We start from the raw sequence: 26,819 nt of genomic DNA on the forward strand, positions 1-26,819 counted from the left end.
GTGCAGGCGGTTCTGGAGCAGGGGCACAGGTGTTTCGGAGAGAATCGGGTGCAAGAGGCTGCAGGCAAATGGCCCGCCTTCAAAGAGCAGTTCGAAGGAATTGATCTGCACCTTATCGGCCCGTTGCAAACCAACAAGGCCCGGCAGGCGATGGAACTATGCGATGCGATTCATTCGGTGGATCGACCAAAACTGGCCAAAACACTGGCGCGCCTGGCGCAAGAGATGGGATCCTGCCCGGACCTGTTCATTCAGGTTAATACAGGTGAAGAGGAACAAAAGGCCGGTATTCTTCCTGCCGACGCGGACAACTTCATTGCCGATTGCAAGGCGCTTGATCTTCCTGTGCGTGGATTGATGTGCATTCCCCCTGTCGACGAAGAACCCTCATTGCATTTTGCGCTTCTGGCCAAGATCGCTGCACGCAATGGTTTGGAAGGGCTGTCAATGGGGATGAGTGGCGATTTCGAGCAAGCCATCGCTTTGGGTGCAACCCATGTGCGTGTAGGCTCGGCCATTTTCGGCGAACGGGTCAAACCTCAGGAATAATCAGGCGGGTACCGGGGGCAACGCGCTTGGCGATCCAATGCAAGTGGTCCCGGCGAAAGGCGACGCAACCTTCGGTCGGATACCCGGGCCGACGCCACTGATGTATGAAGATAGCTGATCCTTTACCAGGAACGGCATTGGGCCAGTTCCAGTCAGTCACAAGAACCAGATCGTAAAGCGGATCGGCACGGCGCAGTTTCTCGTGACTACAGGCGTATGGGGCAGGTACCATGTGATTGTAGTTGCTGTCAGATACGTCATCCGACCACAGGTCCCGAGGGCCGATCGGACGCGCCCAGTAAGTTGGGCGCGCAATCCTGTCCGCGCGGTAAAGCATTCCGACAATCCGATGATGCCCGGTGGGTGTGGCGCCGTCGCCTTCTCGCTTGGACCCGCTCACTCCGCCTTTTCCAATGGTGCAAGGGAAAACCCTGCCCAGAAACCGAACACCACGCGGGGTCAGCACAAGATCGCTGGGCGTCAAAGCAAATGCCCCGACTTTGCGGCCTTTGTCGCCAGATACCCCCGGTTATGAGCCGTTTCACCCACTTTCAAAGGCACGCGTTCTGTGACGGCGATCCCTGTCCGCTCCATCATCGCGATCTTGGCAGGGTTGTTTGTCAAAAGACGAACTGAACTGAACCCCAGTGACTTCAGAATGTCCGAACCAAGCCGAAAATCGCGCTCGTCGTCCTCAAAGCCAAGCCTGTGGTTTGCTTCGACAGTGTCAAAGCCTTGATCCTGAAGGAAATAGGCCCGCATCTTGTTGGCCAGCCCAATGCCGCGACCTTCCTGATTGAGATACAGCAAGACACCAGCGCCTTCTGATCCCATCTGCGCCAATGCTCCGCGTAACTGCGGACCGCAGTCACATTTCAAACTGCCCATCAGGTCGCCGGTAAAACAGGCCGAGTGCAAACGGGCCAACACCGGTTTGTCCCGATCCGGGCGGCCGATTTCGACGGCATAGTGTTCTTCACCACCGTCTTCGGGGCGGAAGATGTGCAAGCGACCGGCCTCGGACACTTCCATTGGCAGGCGGGCGGCAACCACTTCGTGCAATGCGCTGCGATCAGCCAGATGTGGTGCGGCGCGCGTGTGATCGATGCATGTCAGGCCATGTGTGGTGGCAAAAGAACGCCCGTCTCCGATGGAAACAACCACAGCGGCCGGCAGGATTCGCGCGGATTTTGCCAGCGCGATTGCGATACGGTGCAGATTGGCATTGCCCTGCCGCTCGGTCATCAACGGGCCTTTCATCGGCGCGTTCAGATCGTCCGAAGGATCGGCCACGGCCTGAACCCAGGTAATATCCGCGTCTGCGGGAACCAAAACCCGCGCCAGATCTCCGTCATAGGCCCGGGCCTTAAGCGTCTCGGCCCGCCGTCCGGTAATGGCCACAACCGGCGTTCCCAATGCCTTCAGATCGGCCAGACGCTGCGGGCTGAGCGTTTCCGCAGAAACAGCAAGCACGCTGTAGCCGCTGTCATCGGTAAGGGCCACAGGAACACCCATACGCAGATCAGCCCGTGCGCGGGCCAGCAATTCAGAAATATCGGGGGTGAGGCTCATCTAGGTTACCCTACAACGTTCAGCCCTTTTCCTATCTCTTACGAAAGGAAATGTGAAACATTTCTGCAAACTCTGACACGAAGACGTGAAACGATTGCAGTAAAGCTTGTTGATTTCATATTCCACACGCAAGTGATGGAAAAGCGTTTGGAGGACCGGGAAATGGCTCAGCTCAAGAAAATCCTGTTGGTGGACGATGACGAGGATCTGCGCGAGGCGCTCAGCGAGCAACTTGTGATGACCGAGGATTTCGATGTGTTCGAAGCCTCTGACGGGACCTCGGCGATGGAACGTGCGCGTGAGGCGATCTATGACCTGGTCATTCTGGATGTCGGCCTGCCTGACACCGACGGGCGCGAGCTGTGCCGCCTGATGCGCAAACAAGGCGTCAAAAGCCCCATCCTGATGCTGACCGGTCATGACAGCGACGCCGATACCATCCTTGGGCTGGATGCAGGTGCGAACGACTATGTCTCCAAACCTTTCAAATTCCCGGTTCTTCTGGCCCGCATCCGCGCCCAGCTGCGCCAGCACGAACAATCAGAAGATGCCGTCTTTGTACTTGGCCCCTATACGTTCAAACCGGCGATGAAGATGTTGATCACCGAAGATGACCGTAAAATTCGCCTGACCGAGAAGGAAACGAACATTCTCAAGTTCCTGTACCGCTCGACCGACGGTGTCGTGGCGCGGGATGTTCTGCTGCACGAGGTCTGGGGTTATAACGCTGGTGTCACCACGCATACGCTGGAAACCCACATCTACCGTCTGCGTCAGAAAATCGAGCCCGATCCGTCCAATGCGCGCCTTTTGGTCACAGAATCGGGTGGATATCGGCTGGTGTCTTAACTCGTTGTGGATTGATGTGGATCAAAGTGATACCCTGAACTCATAATTAGGTTACTCCCAACCCGCGCATGTCCGGGTTATGACATGCACCTCCCTGTTGGACTGCCGGGCCGAATGGCCCGGCTTTTTTTTGTGGGGAGTTGGCAAGATGGCCGCTTTGAGCCCAAAGCGGTCGGGGTCAGTCGCTAAATCAGAGCATCATTTTGATTTAGAAACTTGGCGCTCAGTTCAAAGCCAGCACCAAATTTCCTTTCCACCTGAGATCATCTCGATGTTAGGCTCAGGAAAATTTCGCCTAATTGAGCACTGAAAAACTATGACCAAATTGAATGTTACCCGCCGCACTGCAATGACCATCCTTGGCAGCGCGTCGATGATCGCGATTTCTCATGCCACGTTTTCTCAAGCGGCCTCGTCATTGCAGGATTTTGGAAGCCAGCTTCAGACACTGCCGGAAATCACTGTTTACACAGCGCAGCGCGTCATCACCATGGAGGACAACGACCCGGCAATAAACGCTGTTGCTGTGGTCGGAGACCGTATCCTAGCCGCCGGTTCGCGCGACGCACTCGTTGACCGGATTGGTTCGCAGCCGTTTCGGCTGGACGATCAGTTCTCCGAGAAAGTCATTGTCGCCGGTTTAATAGACCAGCACGTGCATCCTTTCCTCGCCGGATTGACACTGACGTCCGAGATCATATCGATCGAGGATTGGAACATTCCGACTGGCTTTTCGAAGGCCGCCGAGGATGAGGCGGATTATAAGTCTCGTTTGCAAGCCGCCGAAGCGGCAATGGATGATCCCGACGCCTTGTTGCTGACATGGGGGTATCACCACTTTTTTCATGGAGAGATCAGGCGTGCACAACTCGACGAGATCAGCAGCACGCGCCCAATCATTATAGTCCACCGATCTGCGCACGAGTTGATCCTAAACACTCCCGCATTGCAGTTGCTGGGCATCACCGAAGACTTTGTTAATGGCTTTGCGGGGCTCGCGCTTGAGCAATCGAGCTTTGAAGACGGGTATTTCTTTGAGGCAGGCATGTTCGCCGTTCTTCCCGCAGTTGCACCGGTGCTTTCAACACCAGAGCGTCTGGGCGCCGGTCTCAGGCTGGCGCGCGAGTATATGCACCGAGCCGGTGTCACTGTTGCTGCGGAACCGGGAGGCGTGCTGTCGCGCCCTCTTCAAGAAGCAACCAATGCCGTCTTTTCCGGGCCTGACGCACCGCTCAGGACCTATTTCATACCGGACGGGAAATCTCTGGCTGCCTTACACCTCCAAAACGGCACGATGATCGAGGAGACGGAAAAGCTGCTCGATTGGGGTGAAGGCAAGACGGCTTTCATGCCGAAGCAGGTGAAACTCTTCGCCGATGGCGCTGTTTACAGTTTGGCCATGCAGGTGTCGGAGCCCTACGTAGGCGGCGATTTCCACGGCGAGTGGATCATGCAACCGGATGAGTTCAATCCTGTTTTCGATGCCTACTGGGAAGCAGGCTACCAGTTGCATGTTCATCAAACTGGCGACCTTGCCGTGGACTTGATCTTGGACGCTGTTGAGCGAAACATGCGCCGGATGCCGCGAGCCGATCACCGCACGACACTGGTCCACTTCGGTTATGCGAGAGAAGATCAAGCAAAGCGGATCGCTGAACTGGGCTGCATCGTCAGCGGCAATCCATACTACGTAACCGCGCTGTCAGATCGATACAGCGAGCTTGGACTTGGTCCGGACCGTGCAGATGACATTGTGCCCCTTGGCCCAATCAAGGCCAACGGAACCCCGATTTCTTTCCACTCAGACGTACCAATGGCTCCGGGTGAACCGCTGTTTCTCGTGTGGGCTGGTGTTAACCGGACGACAGTATCTGGCCGCGTGGCTGGTCCCGAACACCGCTTATCTGTCGAAGATGCGCTGCGGGCTGTGACCATTGATGCGGCCCAATCCCTTCGATTGGAGGATGAGGTTGGCTCTATCGCTCCCGGCAAGTTGGCGAACTTCACCATCCTTGAAGAAGACCCATTCGAGGCAGAGGCGGACAAGATAAAAGACATCGGTATCTGGGGAACGGTACTTGAGGGTGACATTTTTCCTGTGTCAGACGACTTCGATCTCGACCGCGCATCGTTATCTCCACCAAGGGATACGATAAATCCACCAAAAAAGCCGTTATACACGCTTGCTGATGTATCGGGCATCGCCCAGAAGGGCATGCTTGCCGGATGCTCGTGTTGCGCTTCACCCGTATCTCAATCGTGCACGACATCTGCGGCGGGGCAAATCTCGGCAGTTAGCTGTTGCGGGACCAATGCGTTGGGGTGGGCCGTCGTGTCCGAATGGGCCTCCAAAGTTTAGATTGGAGCCAAGCTGAGATTGGATAATCAAGTGTCCGGAATGTCCGCATAGCGGTCATTCATTGACCTGGCTTTTGGGGCCTTTTCCCATGGCACCCCGTCCCACACCACGCTAACCTCCGCCAAACCGCGACAGAGGAATCCCCCATGCCCTTCACCCTTGCCACCTGGAACATCAACTCGGTCCGCCTGCGCGAGCCTATTGTGCTGAAATTGCTGCAGGAAGAAGCGCCGGACGTGTTGTGCCTTCAGGAATGTAAGTCTCCGGTCGAAAAGATCCCGACTGAAGGGTTTGCCGAGCTGGGTTATACCCACATGGTTGCGCGCGGGCAGAAGGGGTATAACGGCGTCGCAATTCTGTCGCGCTTGCCGATGGAAGAGGTGGGCGACAAGGATTTCGCCGGTTTGGGCCATGCGCGCCACATCGCCGGACGGTTGGAAAACGGCGTGACGATCCACAACTTTTATGTCCCGGCAGGCGGGGATGTACCGGATCGCGACGTGAATGAGAAATTCGGCCAGAAACTCGATTACCTCACCGACATGCGCGATTGGTTCCATGCGGAAAAGCCCCAGAAATCCATTCTGGTTGGCGATCTGAACATTGCCCCGCGCGAAGATGATGTTTGGTCGCATAAACAGCTGCTCAAAGTCGTCTCGCACACACCGATCGAAGTTGAACATTTGGCCGAAACACAGGACGCAGGCGGTTGGGTCGATGTTACGCGGCAAGATATTCCCGAGGGTCAGCTGTACAGCTGGTGGTCGTACCGCGCGCGTGATTGGGATGCGGCGGATAAAGGGCGACGGCTGGATCATGTCTGGGCCACGCCGGATATTTCCAACGCAGGCCATTCCAGCCGTATCCTGCGGGATGCACGCGGATGGGAAAAGCCCAGCGATCATGCTCCGGTCTTTGCGACCTTTGACGTCTGAGATGTAACTCTGCCCTTGGTTTCTGCCGCAAGCGATTGCATATAGGGCGCAAGTTCGAACGAGAGAGTGATTGCCATGGACCTTCTGAACGGCGCAGACGCCCCAGCCACCGATCTGATCAAAGACGGGAGTGAGGCCACTTTCATGGCCGACGTGGTCGAAGCTTCGCAGGAAACCCCCGTTATCGTTGATTTCTGGGCGCCTTGGTGTGGTCCGTGCAAGACGCTGGGCCCAATGCTGGAAGAGGCTGTGACTGCCGCGAAAGGCGCGGTGAAGATGGTCAAGATCAACGTGGATGAGGCGCAGATGATCGCCTCGCAAATGCGGATCCAGTCGATTCCAACCGTTTACGCTTTCTTCAAGGGCCAACCGGTCGATGGATTTCAGGGTGCACTGCCGGGGTCCGAGATCAAGGCGTTTGTCGACCGCGTGATTGAAGCGGCTGGCGGTGAAAGCCCGGGCGGCCAGTTGGATGATGCCGTGCAAGCCGCCGAGGAAATGCTGACCGAAGGTGCGGCTGCGGACGCGGCGCAGACCTTTGCGGCCATTCTGGGTGAAGACCCCAACCACGCGGCAGCCTATGGCGGCTTGGTGCGTGCGCATATCGCCACCGGAGATCTGGAACAGGCCGAGGCGATCCTGAATGGTGCTCCGGCCGAGATTTCAACATCCGCCGAGCTGGAGGCTGCTCACGCACAGCTGGAGCTGGCCAAACAGGCCGCAGATGCAGGCCCTGTTGCTGAACTGACGGCCGCTGTCGAGGCTGATCCTGACAACCACCAAGCCCGGTTTGATCTGGCCCAGGCTCTGCACGCAAACGGTGAAGTGGAAGAAGCCGTGGCGCAACTGCTGGAGCTGTTTCGCCGGGACCGTGAGTGGAATGACGGCGCAGCCAAGGCGCAGCTATTTACCATTTTTGATGCGCTTAAGCCCAATGATCCGATCGTTCTGAACGGACGCCGCAAACTCAGCTCGATGATATTTGCCTAATCTCTGATCAGAGCTAGAATTGGGTACATGATGCATCCCGCCGACTTGCCGGATACGGTATCCGTTTTTCCTTTGCCCGGGGCACTGCTGTTGCCCCGGTCGCCGTTGCCTCTGCATATCTTCGAGCCGCGTTATCTACAGATGCTGGACGATGCGCTGAAAACCAAGGAAAGGCTGATTGCAATGGTTCAGCCGAACCCGTCGGTCAGCGACGAGAAAAAGCTGCACCGTATCGGATGTGCCGGGCGGGTGACGCAGTTTTCCGAAACAGAAGACGGTCGCTATCTGATTACGCTGACCGGTGTATCCCGGTTCCGCATTGTGTCAGAGTTGGACGCGTTCACACCCTATCGCAGGTGTGCCGTCTCATGGGATGGATTCGATCGCGATCTTGGTAAGGCCGAGAAAGACGACGGTTTCAATCGCACAAAATTCCTGACCCTGTTGGAACGCTTCTTTTTGTCCCGGCAGCTGTCCACCGACTGGGATTCATTGAAAGACGCAGAGGATGAGTTGCTGGTGAATTCATTGTCGATGCTTTTGGATTTCGACCCCGAGGAAAAACAGGCCCTTTTGGAAGCCCCCTGCCTGCGGACCCGGCGCGAGACCCTGGTGACGCTGATTGAATTCGCCATGCGCGGCGGATCGAATGAGGAAAAACTGCAATGACCGAAACTGACCACGCTTTTGACCGCCACATGCTCGAAGCGTTGATCTGCCCGCAGACCCACACCACGCTGCACTATGACGCTGAAAAACAAGAGCTGGTGTCAAAAGCTGCCGGGTTGGCCTTTCCCATCCGCAACGGGATCCCGGTGATGCTGATCGATGAGGCGCGACAGCTCGACTAAATCGGCCGTCCTTGCAACAGTTTGGGAAGATCGCCAGTCAGGCCCGCAGCCTCACGCACAAAGCCCCGGCGCAGCCCGGGCAACGAACCGACAATGCCCATCCCAATATCCCGGCCCAGGCGTAGCAGGGGGTTGTCGTTGGAAAACAGCTTGTTGAAGACATCTGTCGCCATCGCAAGCGAGGCCGTGTCAAAGCGGCGCCATTCCTGATAGCGCTCGAGTACCATGACCGAACCGATATCCTCGCCGCGTCGCCCAGCCAGTGTCACAACCTCAGCCAAAGCCCCGACATCGCGCAGGCCGGCATTTAGGCCCTGACCGGCAATGGGGTGCATCCCGTGTGCGGCATCGCCGACCAGTGCCATGCGGTCGCCGATAAAGGAATTGGCAATGGTCAGGTTCAGCGGGTATGTGAAACGGTCGCCTGCCAGACGGATCTCACCCAGAAAATCGCCGAACCGTGGGCGTAGCACTTGCAGATAATCTTCTTCAGACATTGCGTTGATCTGTGCCGCAGTCTCGGTGCGCTCACTCCAGACGATAGAGCTGCGGTTTCCGGTCAGCGGCAGAATCGCAAGCGGTCCCGGCGGCATGAAGAACTGATGGGCAATGCCATTGTGCGGCAGATCATGTTCGATGGCGCAGACCAGCGCGGTCTGGCCGTAATCCCAGCCGGTGCGTTTGATGCCCGCCCGTGACGCAGTGCCGCTGCGGCGGCCGTCGCACCCAACCAGCAGGCTGCCGCCCACGGTTGTGCCGTCGTCCAACGTTAAAGTCACCCCGGTGGCGTCGCTCTGTTGGGATACAACTGTCTTGCCGCTTATCTGGGTGATGCGCGGCTCCTTGGCCATAGCGTCCAGAAAAGCGCGGCGCAGATGGCGGTCTTCGACCATATACCCCATCGGGCCTTCTTCGATCTCGGCATGGTCGAAATGCATGAAAAAGGGTGAAGGGCCCGCGCCCGCGTGACCGTCTGTGACTTTGATTTCCAGCATTGGTTGGGCGTGCTCAGCCACGTGCGCCCACACTCCTGTCGCGTCCAGCAGGCGTTGCGATGCCAGAGCCAACGCATAGGCGCGTCCGTCAAACGCGGCGTTCTTGCGAACCTTTTCGGCCAACGCATCGATCACCGTGACTGAGTGACCTGTTTGTGCCAGTGCCAGCGACAAAGCGGGTCCGTTCAGCCCGCCGCCCACGATCAGAATGTCAGATGCCTGTGTCATGCCCTGCAATATGCGCGCCCTTTCGGGATTGTCCATGTGCAGTCCTGTCGCTACCGTCACCCAAAGCCGAAAATCAGGAGGGGCAAGATGCAGGAATGGTTGACCATGACCGCGTGTGATTTGGGCCGTGGCATTGGAATGGGCCAGATTGACCCCGTAGATCTGACGGAAACCTACCTGTCTGCTATCGACACGCATCCGCATCGGGACCGCATCTATGCCCGCGTCACCCATGACCGCGCACGGTCCGAGGCTGAAGCAGCGCAAAAGCGTGCCAAGCTGGGCCTGCGCCGGTCTATGCTGGACGGGGTCCCGATCAGCTGGAAAGACCTGTTCGATTCAGCAGGCACCGTGACCGAGGCCGGTTCGGCTCTGTTGAAGGATCGTGTGCCGGATGCGGATGCGCTGGTGTTGCGCAACGCGACTCAGATGGGTGCCGTCTGTTTGGGCAAAACGCATATGAGTGAGCTGGCTTTCTCTGGCCTTGGCCTCAACCCGATCACTGCAACACCGCCCTGCATTCACGACGAAGCCGCAGTGCCGGGCGGGTCGTCTTCCGGTGCAGCCGCGTCGGTCGCTTGGGGTTTGGCCGCTTGTGGCATTGGTTCGGACACCGGCGGGTCGGTTCGGATCCCTGCGGCGTGGAATGATCTGGTCGGTCTGAAAACCACCTCCGGGCGGCTTAGTCTGGAAGGTGTCGTACCGCTCTGCCTGCGGTTTGATACGGTTGGGCCGCTGGCGCGGTCGGTCGAGGACGCCGCGCATATGTTGGCTCTGCTCGAAGGCGGATCGCCAGCCGATCTGCGCGGTGCTTCGCTCAAAGGTCGCCGGTTTGCCGATTTGCAGAACATTGCGAAGGACGATCTGCGCGATACGCCGCGTAAGGCATACGAAGAAGCGCTTGCAAAACTCGCAGATGCCGGGGCCGAAGTCGTGCCTTTGGAGGTGCCTGCGCTGAACGAGGCCATGACCCTGACCAGCATCGTTTACACGACCGAGGCCTATGGGCTGTGGCGCGACGTGATCGAAGCAAACCCCGAAGCGATGTATCCTGAGATTCTTGAACGGTTCCGTATTGGCATGGGGTTCTCTGGCCCCGACTATGTGGCCGCCTGGTCCAAGCTCAAGGCTTGCCGCACCGCATGGGACGCAGCAACCGCCGGGTTTGACGCGGTTCTGGCCCCTACGGCCCCGATTCTGCCGCCCAATCTGGAGCGGTTGATGAGCGACCATGACTACTACGTAACCGAAAATCTGCTGGCCTTACGCAACACGCGGATTGGCAATTTGATGGGTCTTGCGTCGTTGAGCCTGCCTACCGGAACCCCCAGTTGCGGGTTGATGATGCTGGGCTATCCCGGCTCGGAAGAGGCCCTTTTGCGGCTGGGTTCAGCAGCGGAATCGGTGCTGGCCTGAATGCCACAATCCCCTGATTCGGAACCTCTTTGTCTGGACGAAGAGGTGCCCGGGCTGTAATCTGACAAAAAAACGGGGCGTAAATGACCCCGATATTGAGGCAGTATTATGGATTTCCCCGAGCGGTTTTCGAACCTACCGGCTTATGCATTCCCGCGTCTGCGCGCCCTGTTGGATCATCACCAGCCGGGCGGTGATGTCGTTCATATGACCATTGGGGCACCCACCCATGATTTTCCGGCCTGGGTGACAGATGTCATCATGGAAAACGCCTCTGGGTTTCAGGGCTATCCCCCGAACGAAGGTTCGGACGCGCTGCGTGGTGCGATCACGGATTGGATCCATCGCCGCTATGGCGTTCAGATGGACCCGGATGCCAATGTAATGGCGTTAAACGGCACGCGCGAGGGTCTGTACAACGCTGCCATGGCGCTGTGCCCGGAACAGAAGAACGGCCAGCAGCCTGTTATTCTGTGTCCGAACCCGTTCTATCAGGTTTACATGGTGGCTTCGCTTTCAGTTGGCGCGCAGCCTTACTTTGTGCCTGCCACCGCCGCGACGGGCCACTTGCCAGACTATGCCAGCCTGCCCGTGGATGTGCTGAACCGCACCGCTGTGGCCTACATCTGCTCACCTGCCAACCCGCAGGGGGCCGTCGCCTCGCGTGATTATTGGGCCGAACTGATCCGTCTGGCCGAGCAATATGATTTCCGCATTTTCGCCGACGAGTGTTATTCCGAGATTTACCGGGACACGGCTCCGACAGGTATTCTGACCGTCGCACAAGAACTGGGCGCAGACCCTGAACGGATTACGCTGTTCAATTCGCTGTCAAAGCGCTCGAACCTTGCTGGGTTGCGGTCGGGACTGATCGCGGGCGGGCCTGAGACGATCAAACAGGTCAAAAAACTGCGGACCTACGCCGGATCGCCGCTGCCGCTGCCCTTGCAAGCTGCTGCGGCAAAAGTTTGGGCGGATGAGGATCATGTGCGGGAAAACCGCGCGTTGTATCAGGAAAAATACGCCATTGCGGATGAAGTTTTCGCGGGCGTGCAGGGATACATGTCGCCAGAGGCCGGGTTCTTTCTATGGCTGCCGGTTGAGAATGGCGAAGACACAGCATTGAAGGTCTGGCAGGACACCGGGGTTCGGGTTCTGCCGGGCGCATATCTTTCACAAGGTGATCCGGGGAATAACCCGGGCGAAGGCTTTATCCGGGTTGCGTTGGTGGCCCCAAAAACAGAGTTGCAGCGTGGTCTGATCACACTCCGCGACTGCATCTATTCGTGAGGTACGAGGGCAAAATGGCATCATATAACGCGCGCAATCGCGATCCATTGTTGGACAGCACCACGCAAGCCGCCTTGGAGCGACGCAGCAAGGAACTGATCGGTATTGCTCTGATCCTGCTGGGTTTGGCAGCGGCGGCGATGATCTGGTCCTACACGCCTGATGATCCCAACTGGATGGTTTCGACCGATGCGCCGGTGCAGAACTGGATGGGGCGGATCGGGGCCTCGATTGCTGCGCCCTTGTTCATGATCGTAGGCTGGGGCAGCTGGGGCATCGCGCTTGTTTTGATCGGCTGGGGTTTGCGTTTCGCGGGTCATTTCGGTGAAGACCGCGCCATTGCCCGGCTGATCTTTGCCCCAATCTGGATCGCCTTTGTCTCAGTCTACGCCGCGACCCTTGTTCCCGGTGCCGAATGGCGCGCGACGCACAGCTATGGTCTGGGTGGTTTGTTTGGCGACACGGTCATGGGCGCGTTGCTGACGCTTTTGCCAATCTCGTCGCATTTTCTGGTCAAGCTGATGTCACTTGCCATGGCGGTCGGGATGATTGCGCTGGGCATTTTTGTTCTGGGTTTCACCAAAGCAGACGTGAAACGCGGCTTCCGTGCGTTCCTCTTGGGTCTGGTGATGGCTTACGATCTGCTGATGAATTTGTTGGGTCGCGGTGCCTCGGCAACAGCTCAGGCCGCGCGGGATCGGCGCGAGCAATGGAAAGAACACCGCGCCGCGCGGGTGGAACCGGTTTTGAATGATGACATCGCCTTCGGTGACCCCGTCTTTGAAGAACTGGAAGAAGAGCCCGAACCCGCACCCAAAACCGGCCTGCTGGCACGCATGCCGTCTCTGATCCGCCGCCCGGAACCGATGCCTGAGCCTGAATTGGTTGATCCCGAACCGATCGCTGGCTTTGACGAAATGCCCGGTGAAGATCGCATCCGCTCAAAAATCTCAGCTGCTGTGCGCAATCGCAAAGTCGCAACGGGTGAGATGACGCCCGAACCGGACCCGAGCCTGCCCTTGACAAAGGGCCGAGGCCGTCGACCCGATCCGCTGATCCTGAACCCGCATCAGCCGGATGAATTGCCGGCCGAGCCACCAGTGACAGCCGGTGGGTTGCCACCCGAACCCCCGATGACAGCAGGTGCTGCACCCGAGTGGCATGATCCGGCCCCGTTCGAGTATGCGCCCGAGATCCAGCAAGACCAATACGCACCAATGCCGGATCTGGACGATGAACCGCTTGTCGAGGACATGGAGGACTCTGTGCCGCAGTCGCGCCCTGCGATGAAGATCCCAGTTGCTGAACCGCGCAAACCTGTGGTCGCACAGCCCGTGCGTCGCACGCCGCCGCCATCGCGCCGTGCGCAGGCCGAGGCACAGCCGGCACTGTCTTTTGAGGACAAGCATTCGGATTTCGAACTGCCTCCGCTGGGATTGTTGTCGAACCCCGCCAGCATTCAGCGCCATCATCTGAGTGATGAGGCGTTGGAAGAAAACGCGCGGATGCTGGAGAACGTTCTGGATGACTATGGCGTCAAGGGTGAGATTGTCAGCGTGCGCCCCGGCCCTGTGGTCACCATGTATGAGCTGGAACCGGCACCGGGCTTGAAAGCCAGCCGGGTGATTGGTCTGGCGGATGACATCGCGCGTTCCATGTCGGCGCTGTCGGCACGGGTTTCGACCTTGCCGGGCCGTTCGGTCATCGGCATCGAACTGCCGAACGAAAACCGTGAGATGGTGGTGCTGCGCGAAATCCTCGCCAGCCGCGATTTTGGCGATGGCAACCACGCGCTGCCGCTGGCGCTGGGCAAAGATATTGGTGGCGAATCCGTTGTGGCCAACCTGGCCAAGATGCCTCACCTGCTGATCGCTGGTACGACCGGCTCGGGTAAGTCGGTGGCGATCAACACCATGATCCTGTCGCTGCTGTACAAACTGACACCGGATGAATGCCGCCTGATCATGATCGACCCGAAGATGCTGGAACTCAGCGTCTATGACGGCATCCCGCATCTGCTGTCCCCTGTCGTCACCGATCCGAAAAAGGCGGTTGTGGCCCTGAAATGGGTCGTTGGTGAGATGGAGGATCGTTATCGCAAGATGTCCAAAATGGGCGTCCGCAACATCGCTGGTTACAACGGTCGAGTGAAGGACGCGTTGGACAAAGGCGAGTTGTTCAGCCGCACGGTGCAGACCGGGTTTGATGATGAAACCGGCGAGCCGACCTTTGAGACAGAAGAGTTCGCGCCCGAAGCAATGCCCTATATCGTTGTCATCGTCGATGAGATGGCAGATCTGATGATGGTCGCGGGTAAAGAGATCGAAGCCTGCATCCAGCGTCTGGCGCAGATGGCACGGGCGTCGGGCATTCACCTGATCATGGCCACGCAGCGGCCTTCGGTCGACGTGATTACCGGTACAATCAAGGCGAACTTCCCGACCCGGATTTCGTTCCAAGTGACCTCGAAAGTCGACAGCCGGACAATTCTGGGCGAGATGGGTGCCGAGCAACTACTGGGGCAGGGCGATATGCTTTATATGGCGGGGGGTGCCAAGATTACCCGTTGCCACGGTCCTTTTGTGTCGGACGAGGAGGTCGAGGAAATCGTCAACCACCTGAAACAGTTCGGCCCACCCGACTACGTGGGCAGCGTGCTGGATGGCCCGGCCGAAGACAAAGCAGATAACATCGACGCCGTTCTGGGGCTGAACACTGGTGGCAACACCAACGGCGAGGATGCGTTGTACGATCAGGCGGTGGCGATTGTGATCAAGGATCGCAAATGCTCGACCTCGTATATCCAGCGAAAACTTGCCATCGGCTACAACAAGGCCGCCCGTCTGGTTGAGCAGATGGAGGACGAAGGCGTTGTTTCTGCGGCAAATCATGTCGGTAAGCGGGAAATCCTCGTCCCCGAGCAGTAAGATATTTAATAACAAGGGCAGAAGGCCTATCTGTACGGCATGAAACAGATTGCTTTTGCCCTTGCATTAACACTGGCCGCACCCGCCGCTTGGGCGGCGGATAAGCTGCCGCTTTCGCAGATTTCCAATTACCTGAACGGATTGAAAACGGTTGAGACGACCTTCACACAAGTGAACGATGACGGATCGCTGAGCACCGGCAAGCTGTGGATGCAGCGCCCGGGTAAGATGCGGTTTGAATACGACCCACCCAACAGCGCAGTTGTGCTGGTGCGGTCTGGCAGCGTGCAGATCTTTGACCCGAAATCAAACCAGCCGCCCGAGCAATACCCGCTGAAGCGGACGCCCCTTTCCATCGTACTGGCGCGGAATGTGAACTTGGGTCAGGCCAATATGGTCGTGGGTCACAACTTTGATGGCACGGCCACCGTGGTCACGGCACAAGACCCAAAGAACCCGGATGCAGGACGGATTGAGCTGATGTTCACCGACAACCCGGTCGAGCTGCGTAAATGGGTCATTCACGACAACGCGGGGGGGCAGACAACTGTTTTGCTCGGCGCGCTGAATGAAGGCGGACGCCTCGATCAGGACTTGTTCTCGAACAGAAAAAGGGTCGGGTCAGGCAATCGCTGACCCGATCAAGCTTTGTCAGTACCGGCAGTTGGCCAATTGCGCCTGATACAATTGCGCGCGCGCGTCCACGTCACTGGCAACGTTCAACAACCAGGACTTGCTGTTGTAACTGCCGCGCGCATATCCGGTATGGCCTTCGTGATAAGCGAGATATTGATTGCGCGTATCTGCCGGGTGAATGCCGTTACGTTCGTAACTTTTATTCATGTACCAGCCGATAAAGTCTGATGCATCGCGAATGCGATCCCGCTTGGCGCGGCGTTTTCCGGTTTCACGCTGGTATTGCTCCCACGTACCGTCAAGCGCCTGACCATAGCCATAAGCGCTGCTTTGACGGCCCATCGGGATGACGCCCAGAACGTATCTGTGCGGGGTGCGCGCATCGTGGCGATAGCGGCTTTCCTGATAAATCGTAGCCATCTGGACGTGTACAGGAATACCCCATTTACGCTCGGTGTTCTTGAAGGCTTTGATATAGTCAGGCTTTTCGCGCGCAATGCTGCACGCGTCATTCAATTTGCTGGGCGGTTGTTTGGAACCGCCCCCACAGGATGCCAGAAGCAGCACCCCGAAGAGTACGATAAGAATTCTGCTCATGTGCCTCATGCCTTTTTTGCACATTCTAGCGCAGATTGAGCGATTATGAAATCACAATCGTTACAAAACGATAGCCAGGATGGCAGGCAGTGCCGCTACGGAAAGGACGGTTGATACCATCACCATACCGGCGACGGCATCCGCGTCAGCTTCGAAGCGTTCCGCCAGAAGATAAGAAGTTACCGCAACGGGGGTGCACATTTGCAGAACCAAAACGCCAAAGGCGATTGCATCCAGTTCAAACGCGACAGCGACCACCCAACCGAGGACGAAACATACCACCAGTTTCAGAACTGACAGCCAGACAGCCTGACCTAAGCTGCGGGTCGTCAGGCGCGCGATGGCCACGCCAACGGTTACAAGCATCATCGGAACTGCCATTTGCCCCAGCAAGTCGAGCGTGTTTGTCAGAAAAAGCGGAGTTTCCCAGCCTCGCCACAGAAACAGTGCCCCCAAAAGCGTTGCCCAAACCATGGGCTGACGAATGACCTGACCAAAGGCCCCTTTGCCCGCCACAAGGTAGATACCGTAGGTGAACGAAAACAGAGCAGTAACCGCCAGAAAGATGACAGCATAGCCCAGTCCGGCCTGTCCAAAAGCAAATATACATAGCGGCAGGCCCAGATTGCCGGTATTGCCGAAAATCAATGGTGAAAGATACGTGCGCTGTTCAAGCTTTAGAACGCGGACGAGGCACCAGAAAGCGATCGCCAGAACCAGGTTGGCAATGATCGTGGCGACGGTGAAACGTGTAAGATCGCCACCCGGAATCTCGGTCTGCATCAGAGCCACGAAGATCAGGCTGGGGACAGCCAGGGTCATAGCAAACCGGGTAACGAACTGAAGACGGTACTCGAATCCCAGCTTTACCCAGGCAAAGCCAATCCCTGACAACAGAAAGACCGGCGCTGCAATTTCGAACACTGTCAGTATTAGGTTCACAGACTGTTTCCCTGAGTTTCACATCAATGATTGGCTTTTCCGGCCAGAAACGGGTAGTAAATGCTTTGGGGGCTGAAACAATGCTAAAGACACGTGCAAAATACGGCTTAGGCCAGGTGGTTCGTCATAAAAAACACCCTTTTCGGGGGGTGATTTTTGACGTGGATCCAGAATTTTCGAACACCGAGGAATGGTATCAGGCCATTCCCGAAGACAGCCGTCCGCGCAAAGAGCAACCGTTTTATCACCTGTTGGCTGAGAACGACCAATCCTTCTATGTTGCTTATGTTTCAGAACAAAATCTGGTTGCGGACTATTCCGGGGAGCCTGTTGAGCACCCCGATATTCCAAATATGTTCGGACCGTTCGAGGACGGCTCGTACCCACTGCATTTCCACCTGAACTAAAGTCGTCCAACCGCGCCTGCCCGCGTAGGTGGGCTTCAGTATCCAAGGGCGCAACCGTCCTTGCGCGGGTCGCTGGCACCCTCCAAAATACCGTCTTCTCGGATTCGGATCGCTTGCGCCCCGCCAAGTGGAGTTTCCGGTACTTCGATAGTATGCCCAATTTCTGACAATTGTTTCGCTATATCATCGGGGTAGCCGCGTTCCAGTTTCAGAACCGATCCGTCGAAGAACGCGCGTGGGGCGTTGATGCTTTCTTGTAGCTCAAGACCGAAATCCCTGAGGTTTGACACAAATCGCGCGTGGCCGGTGGGCTGATAGGCTCCGCCCATCACACCAAAGGGCATCATGACACGGTCATTTTCGGTTAGCATCCCCGGAATGATTGTGTGCATCGGACGCTTGCCTCCGCCCAACTCATTTGGATGGCCAGGGTCCAAGGTGAAGCCAGCACCTCGGTTCTGGAGCAAAATGCCGTACTTTTCCGAGGCGATCCCTGATCCAAAACTATGGAAAATCGAATAGATCAACGAAACCGCCATCTGGTCGCGATCCACAACGGTGATGTAGACGGTGTCCTTGTGAATGGCCTCGGTCAGGGGTGCTGCCGCAGGCATGGCGCGCTTGGGATCAATAAGCGCGGCCAGTTTGGCGGCCAGCTCGGGATCAAGGAACCGTTCCGCTTTGGACATGTGGTCAGGATCCGCGATAAACCGGTTGCGCGCATCATAGGCCAGCTTGGTGGCCTCAGCCTCGATATGGACCCTTTCCGCGCCAAAGGGGTCCATGTTGGCCACGTCAAAATGCTTCAGAATATTGAGCAACAGAATTGCGGTCGCGCCCTGACCATTTGGCGGATGCTCGACCAGATTGACCCCTTGATAGGCGCCCTGCACTGGCTGCGTTACTGTGTATTTTGTGTTTTGAAAATCCTCAGCGGTGTGAACTCCGCCCCGAATGGAAAGGGCAGCGATCATGTCCTCGGCAATATCGCCAGAATAAAACGCGTCACGCCCTTCTTGCGCGATCCGACGCAACACTTCGGCCTGACCTGGCGCGCGAAAGATCTGCCCGACTGAGGGGACTTGCCCGTTGATCAGGTAGTGATCGCGCGCTGGGCCTTGCAAGATAGCCGCTCCGATCTTCCAATCAAACGCAACGCGGGGCGCAACCGGAACGCCTGCGTCCGCGTAGTGAATTGCGGGGGTCAGGATCGCGTCCAACCCCAAGCGCCCTTCCGTCTCTGCAAGATGGCAGAACGCATCCACAGCACCGGGAATTGTCACCGCATCCGGCCCATTCAACGGCACAGACGACAAACCCCGGTCGCGCAAAGGTTGTGCTTGCGCGGCAGCCGGCGATCGGCCCGAGCCATTCAGGGCACGTATTTGATGTTCTCCCGCGCGGTTGAAAAGAACAAAGCAATCGCCACCCAAACCGGTCATCTGCGGTTCGCAGATCCCCAGCAGGACCGCCCCGGCAATCGCGGCGTCCATTGCGTTGCCACCCTGTTCAAGAATATCGATTGCCACCTTGGCTGCCAACGGGTGAGACGTTGCGCACATCCCTTGCGTTGCAAAAACTTCTGACCGGCCCGGTTTATGCAAATCCCGCATGCTGTATTCTCTCTCCTTGGAACAAGGGAAAGCTATTCGCTGATTGGGGATTGTCCAGAGATTTCAGGGGAGAAGTTCCTCGGCGCCGTTCACTGGGTGGGGGCTGTGATAATTGGCGCCGAGGGAAGCTATCTGAGCTACGAGTCACTGTATGGCGGTTGTTTGAGGCGCGACAATGTTTCGAAAAAGGCGTTATTGTGACCAATTGAGCCCGATTAGGCGATTTTACCGAAGTTAAACCGCAGGGACAGCCGATTGCACCCATTTCGGCGCTCATACCGAATGTCACTGGTAAGTTGGTGAATCAGAAACCACCCAAACCCGCCTTCCGGCAGATCTTGTGTTGTTTTCCCCAGCGGAGCGGGCGTTCCGTCTGGCATCTGGAAGCCAGGCAACGGATGACCAGTATCCGAAATAAAGATGTCCAGCCGATCCCGATCCAGTCGACACGTGACCTGAACTTTGGCCGCAGCGATGCCTTTATATGCATGTTCCACCACGTTGTTGATCGCTTCAGCCAAAGCAATCTTCACATCATCGGCTTTATGAGGTGGCAACCCATAATTTGCCAGACTGCAGCTGAGCTGCGCAATACCTGCACTGGCTTCTGTGTCCGTGGCCGGGAAGCTTAGTTCCAGACAGGTCTTGTTACAAATTGGCTCCACGCCCATCCACTCCTGCCTTGGTCATGTATCCGGCGCGGACAGCGCGTCATCCAGCGACGCAAACAAACGGAAAACCGTATCCATGCGCGTCAGGCGAAAGACTTTTTCGACCACGGGCTGCGGTCCGGCCAGATCCAGTCGCCGGTCTTTGCCCAACTGTTTCATCGACGCGACAATCGCACCCAGACCGCTGGAATCGATGAACGCGACACCAGACAGATCCAGGACAACCCGGTTTGCGCCAGTTTCGGTTTCCGAACGCATGTCTTCCTTGAACTGAATGGCCATCGCGGCATCAATCCGATCGGTATGAACAGTGATGATTTGCGTTGCGCCGTTTGACGTGCTGGTCAGCCCCATGGTCCGGGCGTCCTCCAATCTGAAAAATGAGTCGTAGAAATACGCTAGACGCCAATTCTTACCATTCGGTATTCAAGGGCCGGGAAGCAGGAGGAAGACCCTTATGAAAGACGTTGTGATTGCAGGGGCCGCAAGAACGCCAATGGGAGGCTTTCAGGGCATGTTTGATGGGGTTGCAGCAGCTGACCTGGGTGGCGAGGCGATCCGGGCTGCGTTAAGTCAGGCGGGGGCCCCGACCGTTGATGAAGTGCTGATGGGTTGCGTCTTGCCAGCAGGGCAGGGCCAAGCCCCCGCACGTCAGGCTGGTTTTGCCGCCGGTTTGGGCGAAGACGTTCCGGCAACCACGCTGAACAAGATGTGCGGCTCGGGCATGAAAGCGGTAATGATAGCCTTTGACCAGATCGCGTTGGGTCACGCGAACACAATGGTCGCAGGCGGAATGGAGAGTATGACAAATGCCCCGTACCTGTTGCCCAAAATGCGTGGAGGTGCCCGCATTGGTCATGGTCAGGTGGTTGATCATATGTTCCTCGACGGGCTTGAGGACGCCTATGAGAAAGGCCGCCTGATGGGCACCTTTGCCGAAGACTGCGCCGAAGCCTATCAGTTCACGCGCGAAGCTCAGGACGAATATGCGCTCCAATCTCTGTCCAATGCCCTTGCGGCGCAGGAAAACGGTGCATTTGAACACGAGATTGCGTCTGTCACAGTTCGCACGCGAAAGGGTGAGGTTGTGCAGGACACAGACGAACAACCAAAATCCGCCCGCCCTGAAAAGATACCCACCTTGAAGCCCGCGTTTCGTAAGGATGGCACCGTGACGGCTGCCAACTCCTCCTCGATTTCTGACGGTGCTGCGGCGCTTGTTCTGGCTTCGGCCGAAGCCGCCGAAGCGCAAGGGCTGGCGGTGCGCGCCCGTATTCTGGGTCATGCCAGCCACGCACAAGCGCCCGGACTGTTCACCACTGCGCCTGTCCCTGCCGCACAGAAACTCTTGTCCAGCATCAGGTGGAGCAAGGAGGACGTTGATCTTTGGGAGGTCAATGAAGCCTTCGCGGTTGTGCCGATGGCGTTCATGCATGAAATGGGTTTGCCGCGCGACAAAGTGAACGTGAATGGCGGGGCCTGTGCGCTGGGCCATCCTATCGGTGCCTCAGGCGCGCGCATCATGGTGACATTGTTGAACGCGCTGGAAAAGCGAGACCTCAAACGCGGCGTCGCGGCCATCTGCATCGGCGGCGGCGAAGGCACTGCGATTGCAATCGAACGCGTTTGACCCTTCATCTTTTTCCAAATACTCCGGGGGTGCGGGGGCAGCGCCCCCGCGCGGCCCTAACGGATAAGAACCAATGAAAGTCGATTACAACAGCCTGACCAGCACAATCGCGGCATTGACCGAAGGCGAAACGGATCAGGTCGCTTTGATGGCGACCGTTGCGTGCGAGGTACATCATTCTGACGACCGTTTTGACTGGACTGGATTCTACCGTGTCGTCGAGCCCGGTCTGCTGAAAATCGGCCCTTATCAAGGGGGGCATGGGTGTCTTGTCATTCCGTTCGAGCGCGGCGTTTGTGGGGCTGCCGCCCGGACGGGTGAAGTGCAACTCGTCCCGGACGTGGACGCTTTCCCGGGCCATATTGCGTGCGCATCTTCAACCCGGTCCGAACTGGTTTTGCCCGTCCACAATGCTGCCGGTGAAGTGATTGCGGTTTTTGACATCGACAGCGATCAACCGGATGCATTTTCAGCCGAGGACGCAGAATACCTGTCGGGGATTCTGTCCAGGACCTTCGCTCAGGTTTGACCAAAGGCCGGTTGGCTTGCGCCTGACTATCGACCGCTATGTTTCGATTTTGCCGGGTGCCTGATAGAATGCAACGGCCCCAAACAGGTTGGATCAGGTATGGGCCCAGACCAATTCCTCACGCGCCGCCTTTCTGTATTTCATTGGAGAGAGGAACTCCGGGATCCGTTGTTGCGTGAACGTCTGGAAGACGACCTCATCACAATTTTAACTCCAAAGGTGCTTAGATCCTTGCCGCCGTCCATGCAGGTGCAGAACCGGGGCATATCTCGTTGGATTGATGATCGTTGCGCAGAAAGTGATGTTTTGGTGGTTCGCCAAAGACATGACCGTCATCTGATCGGCCTCATGATTTTGGCATCGGAACCTGTCCGCAAATCCGTGCCGAAGATCCACCTCGGCTACCTGATAGCAGAAACGGAATGGGGCAAAGGCTTTGCCTCAGAGCTTTTGAACGGATTTGTCGCCGCGTGTACTTCAGGCCCGGCGCTACGCCTCGTCGCGGGGGTTGGACGCGACAACCCGGCCTCTGCCCGCGTTTTGCAAAAATCGGGTTTTACGCTTTCGCGCGACGACTCGTCTGCGGACGCAGAGATTTACGTCCGCGAAATCGGCCAACCGATGGTGCCGTAAGGCTGGCAGCCGTGCCGTGACAGCGCTCTGCACACAAACTGGCAACGTGCATCGCACGTGGCGCAGGCGAGCAAATGAAAAAACGCTTGGAAATTTCACAAAATTACCCCATCGTGAAAAACATATGCAAAATTTCACGAGATTCGGAGCAACTGTGTGAACAGCCAAGCCCCACAAAGCGCGACACTGGGTGCTGACTTGCGGGCCTTGCGCAAGGCGCGTGGGTTGACCCTGACCGAGATCGCGAACCGCCTTGATCGTTCGGTTGGATGGCTCAGCCAGGTTGAACGGGACATGTCTGATCCATCGATCTCGGATCTGCGTCAGATCGCTGAATGCCTCGGCGTGCCGATGTCGATGCTGTTTGCACATGCGGCGGTTCCGGTTGAGGAAAAGGGTTATGTCGTTCGTGCGGGCACACGTCGTCCCATGGGGTCGGGTGAGGAAGGGTTGATCGAGGAACTGCTGTCACCCGATCTGACCGACGATTTTGAAATGGTACATTCCACATTCGAGCCCAACTCGAAGATGCAGACCCCCGCCCATCGCCCGACGCAGGAAGTGGGGTACATGATCTCGGGACGATTGGATCTGACCATCGGGTCGCGTGCTTTCACTGTCGGTCCGGGTGACAGTTTTCGGATCAAACACGAACCTTATCAATGGTCTAACCCCTATGATGAGCCCGCGGTGGCGATCTGGGTCATTGCACCACCGGTGTACTGATGAGCTTTGAAGCCTGGACCATATTCGCGTTGTTCTGGGTGGTGTTCGTAACCACCCCAGGTCCCAATGCGGTTAATTGTATTTCAAACGGGATGAGTTTGCCGTTCCCCAAGGCGATGTTGGGTGTTCTGGCCATCCTCACGCAAGCAAGCGCGTTCCTGATCCTGTCAGCGCTGGGTATCACGGCTTTGATCGCGGCATCACCAACTGGATTTTTCATCGCCAAGCTCATTGGTGCTGGTTTCCTGATATGGGTCGGTATCCGAGGCTGGATGAACGCCGCAAAACCTGCTCCGGCCTCAGAACGCCCTGCGCGGCATGTCTATTTTCACGCGCTGGCCGTGGCGACGATCAATCCCAAAAGCGTGGCAGGGTACCTGGCGGCCTTTTCGCAATTCGTGCAGCCCGACGTGCCGATCTGGCAGCAGATGGGAGTCATCATACCCACGGCACTGATCATCACCACGCTCAGCTATACCGGGTTCACCCTGCTGGGTGCGCTCATGGGCAAGGCGGCACTAGGGGCTGTGTTCAACATCTGGGTCCGCCGTGTGATGGCGACCTGTTTCATCATCTATGGCGTGTTGCTGGGGGCCAGCTCCACGCCCGCAGCAAGGGGGTAATTGTATGCACACGGGTTCCTGCCTGTGCGGCGCGGTCGCGTTTACCATCGACGGAGAACTGTCGCCGCCTTCAGCCTGCCATTGCGGCCAGTGCCGCAAGCAGTCGGGCCACATCTGGTCCTCGACCTCGACCCATCAGGACAACCTGAGCTTCACCGCCAGCGACACGCTGCGTTGGTTCCGTGCGTCGGATACCGCGCGGCGTGGCTTTTGCAGTGAGTGTGGCTCTTTCCTGTTCTGGCAGCACAATGCCGAAGACACGATTTCGATTTCCATGGGCGCGCTCAGCGAACCTACGGGCCTGAAACTCTCAAGGCACATCTTTGTCGCTGACAAGGGTGACTACTACGACATCTCAGACGATCTGCCCCAGCGGGCACAGTAACAGAGGATCAAAACACATGAGTGATTTTCCAACCAAGGCCCGTGTTGTCATCATTGGTGGCGGCGTCGTGGGCTGCTCGTCCCTGTATCATCTGGCCAAGAAGGGCTGGACCGACTGCGTTCTGCTTGAAAAGAACGAACTGACTGCTGGTTCGACCTGGCACGCGGCGGGCAACGTGCCGACCTTCTCGACCTCATGGGCCATCATGAACATGCAGCGCTACTCGACCGAGCTGTATTCGCGCTTGGCCGAAGAGGTTGACTACCCGATGAATTATCACGTTTCGGGTTCCATCCGTCTGGCGCACAGCAAAGAGCGGATGCAAGAGTTCGAACGCGCCATGTCCATGGGCCGCTATCAGGGCATCCCGATGGAGATGTGGACCCCGGAACAGGCCAAAGAGCACTATCCGTTCCTTGAGACGCATGACCTGGAGGGCGTGTTGTACGACCCGACCGATGGCGACATCGATCCGGCCCAGCTGACGCAGGCGCTGGCCAAAGGCGCGCGCGATCTGGGTCAGAAGATCATCCGGTTCTGTCCTGCGACCGGTGTAACGCAGCATGACGATGGCACATGGACTGTACACACGGACAAAGGCGACATCGCTTGTGACTACGTGGTGAACGCCGCCGGTTACTATGCGCAGCGCGTGGGTGAGATGTTCAAGCCATTCGGCGGCCGCACTGTGCCTGCCATGGTGATGAGCCACCAATACCTGCTTACTGATGAAGTCCCCGAGGTTGAGGCGTGGTCGAAAGAGCATGGCGGCAAGCTGCCGCTGCTGCGCGACGTGGATATCTCGTACTATCTGCGGCAGGAGAAGAACGGCTTCAACCTCGGCCCCTATGAGCCCAACTGCAAGGGCCATTGGATGACCGAAGACGATCCGATGCCCGAGGATTTCAGCTTCCAGCTTTGGAACGATGATCTGGACCGGATTGAGGATATTGTGACCGACGCGATGGAGCGGGTGCCGCTGATGGCAACCTCGGGCGTTGGACGTGTAATCAACGGTCCGATCCCCTACGCGCCTGATGGCCTGCCGCTGATCGGTCCGATGCCCGGTGTGAAAAACGCATTTGAGGCGCACAGCTTTACCTTTGGCATCGCGCAGGGCGGTGGTGCGGGCAAGGTGCTGGCGGAATGGATCGTTGATGGGGCGACCGAATGGGATATGTGGGCCGTCGATCCGCGCCGTTACACCGATTACACCGATCAGGACTATTGCAACCAGAAGGGCATGGAAGTCTACGGCAACGAATACGCCATGCACTTCCCGCATCATGAATGGCCTGCCGCGCGTGACAAAAAGCTGTCGCCGGTCCATGCCAAGGTCAAAGAACTGGGCGGCGTGATGGGCGTGTATAACGGTTGGGAGCGCGCCAACTGGTTCGCGCAGCCGGGCGATGACACATCGCTTGAGGCGACGCATACCTGGGGGCGTTCCGGCCCGTGGGAGCAGCGGATCAAAGAAGAATGCGAAGCCGTGCGCGACCATTGTGGCGTGCTTGATCTGCCGGGGTTCTCGCGTTTCATGGTCAAAGGCGAAGGCGCTGCCGAGGCGTTGCGCGGTCTGATCACAGGTGGATTGCCTAAAGTGGGCCGTATCAATCTGGTCTACATTTCGGATGACCGGGGCCGCATCCTGACCGAAATGTCCTGTCTGCGTCTGGGCGAGGATGAATTCGTCATGATCACTGCAGCAACCGCGCAATGGCATGACCGCGATATTCTGGTGAACGCAATGCCTGCCAGCGTGTCGGTTGAGGACGTCACCACAACCCGCGACACTCTGATCGTCACAGGCCCGAAATCGCGTGAGATCCTGTCGGGTCTGACCGACGCCGATCTGTCATCTGGCTGGCTGACCCATCAGGCCGCCACTGTGGCTGGCCAACCGGCCCACCTGATCCGCGTGTCCTTTGCTGGTGAGTTGGGCTGGGAAGTTCACGCGCTCAACGCGGACATGCCTGCGATCTATGACGCGATCATCGATGCAGGGGCCAAGCCGTTCGGCATGTATGCGCTGAACTCTCTGCGGATCGAAAAGGGCTACCGCGCGTGGAAGGGCGATTTGTCGACCGATTACTCGCTGCTTGAAGGGGGTCTGGAGCGGTTCGTCAAACTGGACAAGCCGCAAGACTTCCCCGGCAAGGCCGCGATCCTGAACGAGAAGCAGCAAGGCGTGAAGAAGTCGTTCGTCACCCTGAGTGTTGAGGCGGGCGATTGCGACGCGCCTTATATGTCTTGCATCTGGCAGGGCGATGAGATTGTCGGTGAAACCACCTCGGGTGCATGGGGGTACCGTGTCGGCAAATCCATCGCTCTGGGCATGATCAAGGCTGAGCTTGCGAACCCGGGTACCGAGCTTGAGGTCGAAATCTACGGCCAAAAGTGCCGCGCTGTGGTAGAGCAGGATCAACCGCTCTGGGATCCCGAGAACGAGCGGTTGCGCGCTTAACC

27 protein-coding genes are annotated in these 26,819 nt (G+C 57.6%); 19 read left to right on the forward strand and 8 right to left on the reverse strand.

Annotated elements, in window-relative coordinates:
- Window positions 1-549: YggS family pyridoxal phosphate-dependent enzyme (locus AC2FNU_RS06520; protein ID WP_496786286.1), on the forward strand; the 549-nt coding region annotated here is incomplete at its 5' end.
- Here AC2FNU_RS06520 and AC2FNU_RS06525 read toward each other — a convergent pair.
- Together AC2FNU_RS06525 and ribA are read right to left on the reverse strand one after the other, a co-directional pair.
- Complete coding sequence (locus tag AC2FNU_RS06525; protein WP_496786288.1) at window positions 533-1,033, reverse strand: L,D-transpeptidase family protein; 501 nt, start codon at window positions 1,031-1,033, stop codon at window positions 533-535. The genes AC2FNU_RS06520 and AC2FNU_RS06525 overlap by 17 nt on opposite strands.
- On the reverse strand, window positions 1,030-2,121 hold the full coding sequence (gene ribA, locus AC2FNU_RS06530) for a GTP cyclohydrolase II (RefSeq protein WP_496786290.1): 1,092 nt from the start codon (window positions 2,119-2,121) through the stop codon (window positions 1,030-1,032). The genes AC2FNU_RS06525 and ribA overlap by 4 nt, the downstream gene beginning before the upstream one ends.
- A gap of 162 nt (window positions 2,122-2,283) precedes the next feature.
- Between ribA and AC2FNU_RS06535 the strand changes: the two genes are divergently transcribed.
- The 6 genes from AC2FNU_RS06535 to AC2FNU_RS06560 all read left to right on the forward strand — a co-directional run bounded on the left by AC2FNU_RS06535 (window position 2,284) and on the right by AC2FNU_RS06560 (window position 8,105).
- Window positions 2,284-2,970 carry a response regulator transcription factor gene (locus tag AC2FNU_RS06535; RefSeq protein WP_171096035.1) on the forward strand — a complete coding sequence of 229 codons (687 nt, stop codon included), beginning with the start codon at window positions 2,284-2,286 and terminating at the stop codon, window positions 2,968-2,970.
- Window positions 2,971-3,286: 316 nt separating this feature from the next.
- Entirely contained in the window at window positions 3,287-5,329 is a 2,043-nt protein-coding gene (locus AC2FNU_RS06540; protein ID WP_496786292.1) for an amidohydrolase, read from the forward strand.
- Between the two features lie 146 nt (window positions 5,330-5,475).
- A complete protein-coding gene (locus AC2FNU_RS06545; RefSeq protein WP_496786294.1) occupies window positions 5,476-6,264 on the forward strand; it encodes an exodeoxyribonuclease III in 789 nt (262 codons plus the stop codon).
- A gap of 75 nt (window positions 6,265-6,339) precedes the next feature.
- On the forward strand, window positions 6,340-7,254 hold the full coding sequence (gene trxA, locus AC2FNU_RS06550; protein WP_496786296.1) for a thioredoxin: 915 nt from the start codon (window positions 6,340-6,342) through the stop codon (window positions 7,252-7,254).
- A 27-nt stretch (window positions 7,255-7,281) separates the two neighbouring features.
- A complete protein-coding gene (locus AC2FNU_RS06555) occupies window positions 7,282-7,923 on the forward strand; it encodes an LON peptidase substrate-binding domain-containing protein (protein WP_496786298.1) in 642 nt (213 codons plus the stop codon).
- Window positions 7,920-8,105 (forward strand): Trm112 family protein, encoded by a 186-nt coding sequence (locus AC2FNU_RS06560; protein WP_496786300.1) that lies wholly within the window; start codon window positions 7,920-7,922, stop codon window positions 8,103-8,105. The genes AC2FNU_RS06555 and AC2FNU_RS06560 overlap by 4 nt, the downstream gene beginning before the upstream one ends.
- Here the strand turns inward: AC2FNU_RS06560 and AC2FNU_RS06565 are convergent.
- Window positions 8,102-9,364, reverse strand: a complete 1,263-nt coding sequence (locus AC2FNU_RS06565) for an FAD-dependent monooxygenase (protein ID WP_496786302.1) — start codon at window positions 9,362-9,364, stop codon at window positions 8,102-8,104. The two genes, AC2FNU_RS06560 and AC2FNU_RS06565, sit on opposite strands and share 4 nt — an antisense overlap.
- Window positions 9,365-9,415: 51 nt before the next feature.
- Here AC2FNU_RS06565 and AC2FNU_RS06570 point away from each other — a divergent pair, with 51 nt between their 5' ends.
- The 4 genes from AC2FNU_RS06570 (at window position 9,416) to AC2FNU_RS06585 (ending at window position 15,597) form a co-directional block, all read left to right on the forward strand.
- Window positions 9,416-10,744 carry an amidase gene (locus AC2FNU_RS06570; protein WP_496786303.1) on the forward strand — a complete coding sequence of 443 codons (1,329 nt, stop codon included), beginning with the start codon at window positions 9,416-9,418 and terminating at the stop codon, window positions 10,742-10,744.
- A 108-nt stretch (window positions 10,745-10,852) separates the two neighbouring features.
- Window positions 10,853-12,034 (forward strand): aminotransferase class I/II-fold pyridoxal phosphate-dependent enzyme, encoded by a 1,182-nt coding sequence (locus AC2FNU_RS06575; protein ID WP_496786305.1) that lies wholly within the window; start codon window positions 10,853-10,855, stop codon window positions 12,032-12,034.
- A gap of 14 nt (window positions 12,035-12,048) precedes the next feature.
- A complete protein-coding gene (locus AC2FNU_RS06580; protein ID WP_496786307.1) occupies window positions 12,049-14,961 on the forward strand; it encodes a DNA translocase FtsK in 2,913 nt (970 codons plus the stop codon).
- 39 nt (window positions 14,962-15,000) lie between these two features.
- Window positions 15,001-15,597 carry a LolA family protein gene (locus tag AC2FNU_RS06585; protein WP_496786308.1) on the forward strand — a complete coding sequence of 199 codons (597 nt, stop codon included), beginning with the start codon at window positions 15,001-15,003 and terminating at the stop codon, window positions 15,595-15,597.
- 15 nt (window positions 15,598-15,612) lie between these two features.
- Here AC2FNU_RS06585 and AC2FNU_RS06590 read toward each other — a convergent pair whose 3' ends face one another.
- Window positions 15,613-16,194 carry a transglycosylase SLT domain-containing protein gene (locus AC2FNU_RS06590; protein ID WP_496786310.1) on the reverse strand — a complete coding sequence of 194 codons (582 nt, stop codon included), beginning with the start codon at window positions 16,192-16,194 and terminating at the stop codon, window positions 15,613-15,615.
- 60 nt (window positions 16,195-16,254) lie between these two features.
- On the reverse strand, window positions 16,255-17,136 hold the full coding sequence (locus AC2FNU_RS06595) for an AEC family transporter (RefSeq protein ID WP_496786312.1): 882 nt from the start codon (window positions 17,134-17,136) through the stop codon (window positions 16,255-16,257).
- An 80-nt stretch (window positions 17,137-17,216) separates the two neighbouring features.
- Between AC2FNU_RS06595 and hspQ the strand changes: the two genes are divergently transcribed.
- Window positions 17,217-17,543 carry a heat shock protein HspQ gene (gene hspQ / locus AC2FNU_RS06600; RefSeq protein WP_117872061.1) on the forward strand — a complete coding sequence of 109 codons (327 nt, stop codon included), beginning with the start codon at window positions 17,217-17,219 and terminating at the stop codon, window positions 17,541-17,543.
- Between the two features lie 35 nt (window positions 17,544-17,578).
- Here the strand turns inward: hspQ and ggt are convergent, their stop codons facing one another.
- The 3 genes from ggt to AC2FNU_RS06615 form a co-directional block, all read right to left on the reverse strand.
- On the reverse strand, window positions 17,579-19,156 hold the full coding sequence (ggt, locus tag AC2FNU_RS06605) for a gamma-glutamyltransferase (protein WP_496786314.1): 1,578 nt from the start codon (window positions 19,154-19,156) through the stop codon (window positions 17,579-17,581).
- Between the two features lie 215 nt (window positions 19,157-19,371).
- Window positions 19,372-19,827 carry an ATP-binding protein gene (locus tag AC2FNU_RS06610; RefSeq protein ID WP_496786316.1) on the reverse strand — a complete coding sequence of 152 codons (456 nt, stop codon included), beginning with the start codon at window positions 19,825-19,827 and terminating at the stop codon, window positions 19,372-19,374.
- A gap of 15 nt (window positions 19,828-19,842) precedes the next feature.
- Window positions 19,843-20,181: an STAS domain-containing protein gene (locus tag AC2FNU_RS06615; RefSeq protein WP_496786318.1), complete on the reverse strand. Its 339-nt coding sequence runs from the start codon at window positions 20,179-20,181 to the stop codon at window positions 19,843-19,845.
- Between the two features lie 103 nt (window positions 20,182-20,284).
- Here AC2FNU_RS06615 and AC2FNU_RS06620 point away from each other — a divergent pair, with 103 nt between their 5' ends.
- From AC2FNU_RS06620 to AC2FNU_RS06650, 7 genes are all read left to right on the forward strand, one after another.
- Complete coding sequence (locus AC2FNU_RS06620) at window positions 20,285-21,457, forward strand: thiolase family protein (protein WP_496786320.1); 1,173 nt, start codon at window positions 20,285-20,287, stop codon at window positions 21,455-21,457.
- 73 nt (window positions 21,458-21,530) lie between these two features.
- A complete protein-coding gene (locus tag AC2FNU_RS06625; RefSeq protein ID WP_496786322.1) occupies window positions 21,531-21,986 on the forward strand; it encodes a GAF domain-containing protein in 456 nt (151 codons plus the stop codon).
- A gap of 99 nt (window positions 21,987-22,085) precedes the next feature.
- Window positions 22,086-22,619: a GNAT family N-acetyltransferase gene (locus AC2FNU_RS06630; RefSeq protein WP_496786324.1), complete on the forward strand. Its 534-nt coding sequence runs from the start codon at window positions 22,086-22,088 to the stop codon at window positions 22,617-22,619.
- 156 nt (window positions 22,620-22,775) lie between these two features.
- A complete protein-coding gene (locus AC2FNU_RS06635; RefSeq protein ID WP_496786326.1) occupies window positions 22,776-23,345 on the forward strand; it encodes a helix-turn-helix domain-containing protein in 570 nt (189 codons plus the stop codon).
- Window positions 23,345-23,968 carry a LysE family translocator gene (locus AC2FNU_RS06640; RefSeq protein WP_496786328.1) on the forward strand — a complete coding sequence of 208 codons (624 nt, stop codon included), beginning with the start codon at window positions 23,345-23,347 and terminating at the stop codon, window positions 23,966-23,968. Before AC2FNU_RS06635 ends, AC2FNU_RS06640 begins: the two co-directional genes overlap by 1 nt.
- 4 nt (window positions 23,969-23,972) lie before the next feature.
- Window positions 23,973-24,353, forward strand: coding sequence for a GFA family protein (locus tag AC2FNU_RS06645; RefSeq protein WP_496786330.1), 381 nt, complete (start codon window positions 23,973-23,975; stop codon window positions 24,351-24,353).
- A gap of 16 nt (window positions 24,354-24,369) precedes the next feature.
- On the forward strand, window positions 24,370-26,817 hold the full coding sequence (locus AC2FNU_RS06650) for a GcvT family protein (protein WP_496786332.1): 2,448 nt from the start codon (window positions 24,370-24,372) through the stop codon (window positions 26,815-26,817).
- Window positions 26,818-26,819: the final 2 nt, after the last annotated feature.

This window comes from Ruegeria sp. BHSB064 (assembly GCF_059613205.1).

What these genes read in the sequence shown, in the direction of transcription:
- AC2FNU_RS06610 (WP_496786316.1), bottom strand. Translation starts at nt 19,827, where the DNA reads ATGGGCGTGGAGCCAATTTGTAACAAGACCTGTCTGGAACTAAGCTTC.
- AC2FNU_RS06580 (WP_496786307.1), top strand. Translation starts at nt 12,049, where the DNA reads ATGGCATCATATAACGCGCGCAATCGCGATCCATTGTTGGACAGCACC.
- AC2FNU_RS06585 (WP_496786308.1), top strand. Translation starts at nt 15,001, where the DNA reads ATGAAACAGATTGCTTTTGCCCTTGCATTAACACTGGCCGCACCCGCC.
- AC2FNU_RS06630 (WP_496786324.1), top strand. Translation starts at nt 22,086, where the DNA reads ATGGGCCCAGACCAATTCCTCACGCGCCGCCTTTCTGTATTTCATTGG.
- AC2FNU_RS06540 (WP_496786292.1), top strand. Translation starts at nt 3,287, where the DNA reads ATGACCAAATTGAATGTTACCCGCCGCACTGCAATGACCATCCTTGGC.
- AC2FNU_RS06625 (WP_496786322.1), top strand. Translation starts at nt 21,531, where the DNA reads ATGAAAGTCGATTACAACAGCCTGACCAGCACAATCGCGGCATTGACC.
- AC2FNU_RS06640 (WP_496786328.1), top strand. Translation starts at nt 23,345, where the DNA reads ATGAGCTTTGAAGCCTGGACCATATTCGCGTTGTTCTGGGTGGTGTTC.
- trxA (WP_496786296.1), top strand. Translation starts at nt 6,340, where the DNA reads ATGGACCTTCTGAACGGCGCAGACGCCCCAGCCACCGATCTGATCAAA.
- AC2FNU_RS06645 (WP_496786330.1), top strand. Translation starts at nt 23,973, where the DNA reads ATGCACACGGGTTCCTGCCTGTGCGGCGCGGTCGCGTTTACCATCGAC.
- AC2FNU_RS06590 (WP_496786310.1), bottom strand. Translation starts at nt 16,194, where the DNA reads ATGAGCAGAATTCTTATCGTACTCTTCGGGGTGCTGCTTCTGGCATCC.
- AC2FNU_RS06650 (WP_496786332.1), top strand. Translation starts at nt 24,370, where the DNA reads ATGAGTGATTTTCCAACCAAGGCCCGTGTTGTCATCATTGGTGGCGGC.
- AC2FNU_RS06560 (WP_496786300.1), top strand. Translation starts at nt 7,920, where the DNA reads ATGACCGAAACTGACCACGCTTTTGACCGCCACATGCTCGAAGCGTTG.
- AC2FNU_RS06555 (WP_496786298.1), top strand. Translation starts at nt 7,282, where the DNA reads ATGATGCATCCCGCCGACTTGCCGGATACGGTATCCGTTTTTCCTTTG.
- AC2FNU_RS06620 (WP_496786320.1), top strand. Translation starts at nt 20,285, where the DNA reads ATGAAAGACGTTGTGATTGCAGGGGCCGCAAGAACGCCAATGGGAGGC.
- ggt (WP_496786314.1), bottom strand. Translation starts at nt 19,156, where the DNA reads ATGCGGGATTTGCATAAACCGGGCCGGTCAGAAGTTTTTGCAACGCAA.
- AC2FNU_RS06570 (WP_496786303.1), top strand. Translation starts at nt 9,416, where the DNA reads ATGCAGGAATGGTTGACCATGACCGCGTGTGATTTGGGCCGTGGCATT.
- AC2FNU_RS06615 (WP_496786318.1), bottom strand. Translation starts at nt 20,181, where the DNA reads ATGGGGCTGACCAGCACGTCAAACGGCGCAACGCAAATCATCACTGTT.
- hspQ (WP_117872061.1), top strand. Translation starts at nt 17,217, where the DNA reads ATGCTAAAGACACGTGCAAAATACGGCTTAGGCCAGGTGGTTCGTCAT.
- ribA (WP_496786290.1), bottom strand. Translation starts at nt 2,121, where the DNA reads ATGAGCCTCACCCCCGATATTTCTGAATTGCTGGCCCGCGCACGGGCT.
- AC2FNU_RS06565 (WP_496786302.1), bottom strand. Translation starts at nt 9,364, where the DNA reads ATGGACAATCCCGAAAGGGCGCGCATATTGCAGGGCATGACACAGGCA.
- AC2FNU_RS06575 (WP_496786305.1), top strand. Translation starts at nt 10,853, where the DNA reads ATGGATTTCCCCGAGCGGTTTTCGAACCTACCGGCTTATGCATTCCCG.
- AC2FNU_RS06545 (WP_496786294.1), top strand. Translation starts at nt 5,476, where the DNA reads ATGCCCTTCACCCTTGCCACCTGGAACATCAACTCGGTCCGCCTGCGC.
- AC2FNU_RS06535 (WP_171096035.1), top strand. Translation starts at nt 2,284, where the DNA reads ATGGCTCAGCTCAAGAAAATCCTGTTGGTGGACGATGACGAGGATCTG.